The sequence below is a fragment of the Acinetobacter lactucae genome (assembly GCF_013344765.1).
GTDB classification, from domain to species: Bacteria; Pseudomonadota; Gammaproteobacteria; order Pseudomonadales; family Moraxellaceae; genus Acinetobacter; species Acinetobacter lactucae_A.
In genome coordinates this window covers 1-6935 of the sequence record NZ_JABVBF010000178.1, presented here as the reverse complement: position 1 = coordinate 6935, position 6935 = coordinate 1, and the positions used below count along the sequence as shown (strand labels likewise).

General features: G+C 40.7%; 7 protein-coding genes and 2 pseudogenes. 4 read left to right on the top strand and 5 right to left on the bottom strand.

The window, feature by feature from the left end; genetic code table 11:
* Window positions 1-100, bottom strand: a pseudogene (locus HUN22_RS14565) (TetR/AcrR family transcriptional regulator); the annotation flags it as partial.
* A gap of 12 nt (window positions 101-112) precedes the next feature.
* Here HUN22_RS14565 and HUN22_RS18225 point away from each other — a divergent pair.
* A pseudogene (locus HUN22_RS18225) lies at window positions 113-190 on the top strand (hypothetical protein); the annotation flags it as partial.
* A 67-nt stretch (window positions 191-257) separates the two neighbouring features.
* Here the strand turns inward: HUN22_RS18225 and HUN22_RS14560 are convergent.
* The 4 genes from HUN22_RS14560 to def form a co-directional block, all read right to left on the bottom strand.
* On the bottom strand, window positions 258-464 hold the full coding sequence (locus HUN22_RS14560; RefSeq protein WP_000182542.1) for a hypothetical protein: 207 nt from the start codon (window positions 462-464) through the stop codon (window positions 258-260).
* Window positions 465-517: 53 nt separating this feature from the next.
* Complete coding sequence (locus HUN22_RS14555; protein ID WP_174730735.1) at window positions 518-2632, bottom strand: TonB-dependent copper receptor; 2115 nt, start codon at window positions 2630-2632, stop codon at window positions 518-520.
* Window positions 2633-2704: 72 nt separating this feature from the next.
* Window positions 2705-3130 (bottom strand): DUF2946 family protein, encoded by a 426-nt coding sequence (locus tag HUN22_RS14550; RefSeq protein WP_174730732.1) that lies wholly within the window; start codon window positions 3128-3130, stop codon window positions 2705-2707.
* Window positions 3131-3173: 43 nt separating this feature from the next.
* A complete protein-coding gene (def, locus tag HUN22_RS14545; protein ID WP_032055797.1) occupies window positions 3174-3704 on the bottom strand; it encodes a peptide deformylase in 531 nt (176 codons plus the stop codon).
* Between the two features lie 122 nt (window positions 3705-3826).
* Here def and HUN22_RS14540 point away from each other — a divergent pair, with 122 nt between their 5' ends.
* Genes HUN22_RS14540 through HUN22_RS14530 form a run of 3 tightly spaced genes read left to right on the top strand, consistent with a single transcriptional unit; the run spans window position 3827 to window position 6756 of the window.
* The gene (locus tag HUN22_RS14540; protein WP_174730729.1) at window positions 3827-4981 is read left to right on the top strand and encodes a LysM peptidoglycan-binding domain-containing protein; all 1155 of its coding nucleotides are present in this window, start codon (window positions 3827-3829) and stop codon (window positions 4979-4981) included.
* Between the two features lie 20 nt (window positions 4982-5001).
* Entirely contained in the window at window positions 5002-6135 is a 1134-nt protein-coding gene (dprA, locus tag HUN22_RS14535) for a DNA-processing protein DprA (RefSeq protein ID WP_174730726.1), read from the top strand.
* A 51-nt stretch (window positions 6136-6186) separates the two neighbouring features.
* Complete coding sequence (locus tag HUN22_RS14530; RefSeq protein ID WP_104075545.1) at window positions 6187-6756, top strand: L-threonylcarbamoyladenylate synthase; 570 nt, start codon at window positions 6187-6189, stop codon at window positions 6754-6756.
* Window positions 6757-6935: the final 179 nt, after the last annotated feature.

The window sequence follows — 6935 nt, the reverse complement described above, 5'->3', positions numbered from 1 at the left end:
GTTCTGATATAAGAAAATTGTTCTGATTCACATATCGCATCATCGTAAAAAGCGTACTATTAATAATTACAAAGGATTTATGCTTTACCTGCTCGAAGTCCTATGCCCTATCCGCAATCTACAAAAGCTTGGCTTAACGCCTTATCAGATTCAAGGTAAGGCAAAAACCTTAGCGAGTATGCATCAATAATTTTTAAAACCTAAAAACAAAAATGGAAGCCCGTTAATTAGACTTCCATTTTCGAATATTAAGGAACTTATTGAGCTGATGAACTATGCATTTCAGCGTGATTCATTTGCTCGTGCGACTCCATCATCTGCTTCTTTTTTTGACTTGGCATATAGTCAGGCTCATTGTTGATCGCCAAGTAAAAAATTATCATAAATAATACACTCAGGATAGAAGCCACAATAAGTAACTTCCATCCCCACCAAGATTGTTCAGGCGATAATTTATTTGTCATTTGATTTCTCTCGTTAAATTAATATTTTTAGCTCATTTAATTCGTTAAGCTGATTAAAACTTCATGCTCATACGAACCCAATAATTTCTTCCGATATTATTGAACTGCTCTTCGCTCGCAAATCCAAAGCCTGCACTACCCGCTTTATTTAAGTGTTCGGTGTAGGTCTTATCTAGTACGTTATCGATGCCAACAGAGACATCAATATCTTTACGCAGGTTGTAACTTCCGTTCAGGGATAGCGTTGAAAAACCTTTACTTGGTTTTAGATCATATCCCACGATATTACCTTGATGTAGACTCACACGATTTTGCTCAGCAACAGCTCGCCACAACAGACCTAAATTATATTTGTCAGCCACATAGCGAATATTTAAGCGACCTTCTAAAGGTGAAATTTGAGGTAGTGGTTTGTCATCTGTGGTGTTTTTACCCCATGCATACATCGCACTCAAATCTGCCTGAATATGATCAGTAAATTGATATCCAATACCCGCTTCTGCGCCAGCAATGGTGGCATCGACATTCTTGGCACCCGCAGTAATATCATGGCTCATATCATGTCCACCCATTCCAGTGCTTGGGTGATGGTGGTAACTCATTAAGATGTAGTCATCAACTAAACCTGCATAAACAGAAGCCCATGTATTTAAAGCACTATGTTGTTGCTGGAAGCCCAGATCTAACTGTAATGTTTTTTCAGGATTCACACCGTTAAAAGTATTGGTTGAGCCCGCATTACCATGTTTAGGCGAGAAAAGCTCCCAATAATCAGGCATACGCTCTACATAACCTAAACCAATATAGCTTTTTAGGTCATGCTCAGGATGTTGATTTTCCCAACGGACAAATGCACTCGGCAAAGTCTTTTCAAGTTTAGTATTAAAGCCTTTCGTCTGAGAATCTACACGCTCATCTTCAACTGTTACTCGATCTAAACGTACGCCTGTAACCAGTTTGTTTTGTTCATTCCATTGATAACCGAGTTCACCAAAAGCACCGTAGGATTGAAAACGCATATCTTGACGATATGGAATATTCATAGAAGGCATATTTGGCGATGACATGCTACCGCCATGTTTATTGAATTGAGAATCTACACCTGTGATTAAACTCCACTTATTCCATTCAGAAGTCATGGCTAAACGTGAGTTTAATGTACGGCGCGTTACCTGCATTGCCATCGCATTCGGCATCAGCATGGTCATACCACCATGATTCATTTCAACTAATGGCGGAGTACGTAAGCTAAAGTTATCCATAATATGGTCGTTATAGCTATAGTTCACCTGCCCTTCAATTTTCTTAATGACATCAGTGATATTTTTCTTTTCAAAACGTAGCCCTAAGCTTTCACGCGCAAACTGAGAACCGTCCATTGAACGTCCAGCATAAAGCGATTCACCATCAGATTTTCCACCCATGAGCTCGATCCACGTGTTTTCATCTGGAGTAAAGCCAAGCGCTACATCAGCATTCCACTTTTTCCATGCTGACGGCACGGTATTGCCATCACCATCTTGATAACTATTCGACTCTGAACGGTTGGCATTTAAACGGATATATTTTTTCTCATCGCCAACTGCCGCTTCAACATTATGGTCAATGCGTCCATATGAACCTAGCAAGACACTCGCTTGCCCACGATAAGGTTTTTCAGAGGTAAGTTTCTCAGGCTGACGTTCAAAAAGGACTGTTGCTGCCGAACCTGTATTGGCATATTGAACAGTTTGCGGACCTTTAATAACAGAAATGCGGTCATAACTTTCTGGAGAGATATAAGAAGTTGGAGCATCCATACGGTTTGGACATGCACCTAAGTTCTCTGTACCGTCCGTTAGAATTTTGATGCGTGAGCCAAACATACCGCGGAATGTCACATCACCATTTGTTCCACCGCTTTGTATCGAGTTAAATCCCATAATACTTTGCAAGTAGTCTGCGCCATCAGTAGCAGGGACTGGCTGGATCGGTTGCTTTGGATCTGCATGTACGATCAGACCATTTGCATCATTACCTTGCTGTGCTGTAACAACAATAGGTGCTAATGAGTGAAGTGTTTTGGTATCAACATCATTTCTTTCTGAATCAGCAAAAACCAAACCCGAATGAGAGACAGCAAGCATCGCAACCCATAGCGGTTGTAGTAAAAATTTAGAATGTGGCATTTTTATACGCTCTAAAACATAAATAAAGTGATATCGAAGTCAGTTAAGACCCCAACAAAAAACTGCTTTTATTTATGCAAATAGAGGTGGTGCACGCCCTTGCGGGAGTAGAAAAAGTCGCTGTAGTGCAAAGTAAACATGTCTAAATGCTTGTTGATAAGCGACTAAACGGACTTGTATGCGGACTAAAACTTCTTTTACGCCGAATTCAGGTGGTAAAACCAGATTGGCATAGACGGTACAATATTGACACTGGTGATTTGCATCATGATGGTCATGTTGCCCAGAGGCTTGTACCTGTTCAATATGATGCTCATGATGCGAATGCATGGCATATGACATGGTTTCCATCTGTGCTTTAGGCTTAAGCAAAGCGAGGGTAATAGTTTCACAGACCGGAGCAATTTGATACTGCTTCGGTAATAGCGGTTGTAGAAATACCGCAACCTGTAAAAATACTGCTGCACATGCAAGCAGTAAACCACTACGAAAAACCAAAAATCACATCCACACTACATTGATGTTTCAAGAATAGAAATTTTTAACGTTTTACTGCAACTTTTTCACGCTCACGTTGACGAACAACTTTTTCGACTTTTTCTCGAGCACGCTGACGTTTAAGTGGCGACAAATAATCCACAAATAATTTGCCATTTAAGTGATCCATTTCATGTTGGATACAAACAGCGAGAAGTCCATCAGCTTCTATCTCAAATGCTTGACCTTCAAGGTTAATTGCCTCAATTTTCACACGTGACGGGCGCTCAACTTTGTCGTATATTTGTGGCACCGATAGGCAGCCTTCTTCGTACTGCTGCTTATCTTCTGTCAGTGGAGTTATTTTGGGGTTAATGAAAACCATAGGGTCATCTTTAGATTCAGACAAATCTATGACGATAAGCTGAATGTGACGATCGACCTGAGAAGCTGCTAAACCAATACCTGGTGCCGCATACATGGTTTCAAGCATATCTGCTGCAAGTTGACGAATTTCATCAGTAACTTCTTCAACAGGCTTAGCAATGGTACGAAGACGGGGATCAGGAAAACTTAAAATAGGTAATAAGGCCATACTGACGTCCTCACTTATGCCATTGATTGAAAAACCAAATGAAGGGAATACTTCATCGAAAAATTGTGTGTTAGCCGCCTATTATAACGCATCTGCACGCATAATTTTTAGGAATTATCATAATGAAAAAGGTTTTTGACGGCATGGTTCAATTTCATGCTTTGGGGATAAAAAAGCATTTACTTGCTTTCGCACTTTTTACAGGGGTTGCATTCGGTACGGTAGCAGAGGTTTATGCTGCTAGTCCAAACCATAATCCACCCTCTCTTAAAAGTAATGCACCACATGTCTACGTAGTAAAACGAGGAGATACTCTATGGGACATTTCCGGTCACTTTCTGAGTAAACCTTGGCGCTGGCCTGAAATTTGGGCAAATAATCAGCATGTCAAAAATCCACACTGGATTTATCCAGGTGATCGATTATTGCTATGTAGTTTAGATGGCCGTCCATTGGTTGGAAAAGATGAGGGAGACGGTTGTGTAGGCATTATTCGCCGTTACACAGGTCAAATGACAAATTTACAACCTCAAGTTCGTGTGGAGTCAATTAACAATAACGTACCCGTTATTCCCGTTGAACATATCAAACAGTGGTTAGAACACAGCACTATTCTACCAGCCGATTCAATTCAACATACTCCTTATGTAATCGGTACTGTCGATCAACGTGTACTCGCAGCCAAAGGTCAAACTATTTATGCACGCGGACAAGGTTTAATTGATGGTCAACGTTATGCAGTCTACCGTGAAAGTGAACCTTATTATTTCACAGATAGTAAAGGCAAAAAGCACAGCCTAGGTCTTGAACTACAACAAGTTGCCTCGGGTATTGCTATCTCTTCTGAAAAAGACATTACCACGCTTGAGTTGACTGATAGCTACAATTCCGAAGTACGACGTGGTGATCGAGTTATGTTGGAAGAGGAAGCCACATTACCCACCTTATTTTATCCAGTGGATGCCACTCAAGTGACGGATGGCGGTAAAATTATTCGGGTAATGGGATCAATTGGTACCGCCGCCAAAAATAGTGTGGTGACTTTGGACCGAGGTACTGCACAAGGTATTCAAGTAGGGCAAGTTTTTGATATTACCCAGCAAGGGGAAACTATTCGGGATCCTAAAACCAAAGAATCAATACAGTTACCTGGTCAACAAATTGGTAGCTTAATGGTTTTTAGAACTTTTGATCAATTGAGTTATGCCTACGTATTAGAAAGCGATTTACCAATTAAAATTGGTTCAAGTATTCAGCCACCCCGCTTTAATGATTAATGCTGGATGTACTTTTTACGATGCTTACTCAACTTACTTCACACCATTACCACACGCTTAAAGTGTGGTATTTGGTGCAACACTCTTTAGTCAGCTTTAGAAAAATTGTCGATTATTTTGGTAATTGCGAAAAGGCAGTCCAACCAGTTAATTTGGCACAGTGGTCAAATCTTGGTTTACATGCTAATCATTTAAAACGTGTAGCTGAATTTCAAACTGCTCAAGGCCAAGCTCAGTTTGAAAAACTGATTCAACAGATCCATCAGCATACTGACTTTATTTTAACTGTAGATGACTCAGGCTATCCCACTCAATTACTACCTTATACAGATCATCCACCTATCATTTTTGGAAAAGGTCAAGCACAAGCCTTGTTGCAACCACAAATTGCGATTGTAGGTAGTCGAAAACCAAGCCCACATGGCCGTCAGGTGGCTTATGATTTTGCCTATTACTTAAGTGAAAAAGGATTTTATGTAAGTAGTGGCTTGGCATATGGCATTGATGAAGCCGCTCATCAAGGTGCTTCAGCACATCAACGGACTATTGCTGTCACAGGAACAGGTCTAGACAGTACCTATCCTGCTCAGAATAAAAAACTTGCCGAACAAATTTTGGCTCAAAACGGCGCCATTATTACTGAGTTTTTACCTGGAACCCCACCATTACAGCAGCATTTTCCCCGTCGAAACCGAATTGTTAGTGGTTTGAGTTTAGGAGTGTTAGTGGTAGAAGCAACGTTAAAAAGTGGCTCTCTGATTACTGCCAACAAAGCTGCTGAGCAAGGTAAAACCGTATTTGCCATTCCTGGTCATATTTACAGTGAATTTCATCAAGGTTGCCATCAACTCATTCGTGAGGGAGCAATTTTAGTCGATCATCCTGAACAGATTATTGAAGACCTTGCTTTACCTACCCAATGGCAAAGTCAGCAACAAAACTCAACTCAGGAGGCGATAGTTTCTACCGCCCCAGAAATTCCTGAGCATTTAATTAATCTTTATCAATCTTTAGACTGGGTCGGACAAAATATTGATCAGCTTGTCTTACATCACTCTCAGCCTGTGGCAGAACTCACCTCTTCACTGATGGAACTAGAACTACTTGGTTTATGTATGCAACAATCAGGATTGTATTTACGTTGTCGCTCTTAGTATTGGAGCGCACAATAGCAATTCTGTCTGATTGAAAGGAAGAGTATTAACATGATTACCACCTCAGTTACCGAAGCAGCCGAATGTTTACAACAAGGTCAAGTTTTGGCATATCCAACTGAGGCAGTTTGGGGGCTAGGTTGTGACCCTTTTAATGAGCAAGCTTTTCAAAAGATTCTTGAGTTAAAGCAAAGGCCTATTGAAAAGGGTGTAATTTTATTGGCAGGTCATATTAGCCAAGTCGAGCACCTGCTAACTTCTCTACCTCAAACCACCCAACAAGAAATTATTGATTGTTGGACGAATCATCAACCTTCAGAAAGAGCAACAACTTGGCTATTACCAGCCGGTGAACATATTCCTTCGTGGATTAAAGGTGAGCATCCACTTGTCGCTGTTCGAGTCACTACACATCCTTTATGTGTGGCATTGTGCAACGCTTTTCATGGTTTTATTGTCTCGACAAGTGCAAACCCAAGCGGGCAAGAACCTGCGCACTCACTACAGGATGCCTGCCAATACTTTGGTTCACAATTAAACTATCTGAATGGTGACTTAGGCCAGAGCCAACAGCCAAGTAGAATCATTAACGCTCTTACCAGAGAGATTATTCGCGTCTAATTTCAAACAAAAAAAAGCTCAGTTATATAGGGATAACTGAGCATAAAAAAGGATGGGTATATACCACATCCAGAGGGTTTGGATATCTGTGGAACGAAAGATGATCTGCCAAGAAAGCACGTCCTTCGTAGTGGCCGCTATTATGTGGTAAGTGATCAAATGAGAGAAATATATTATTT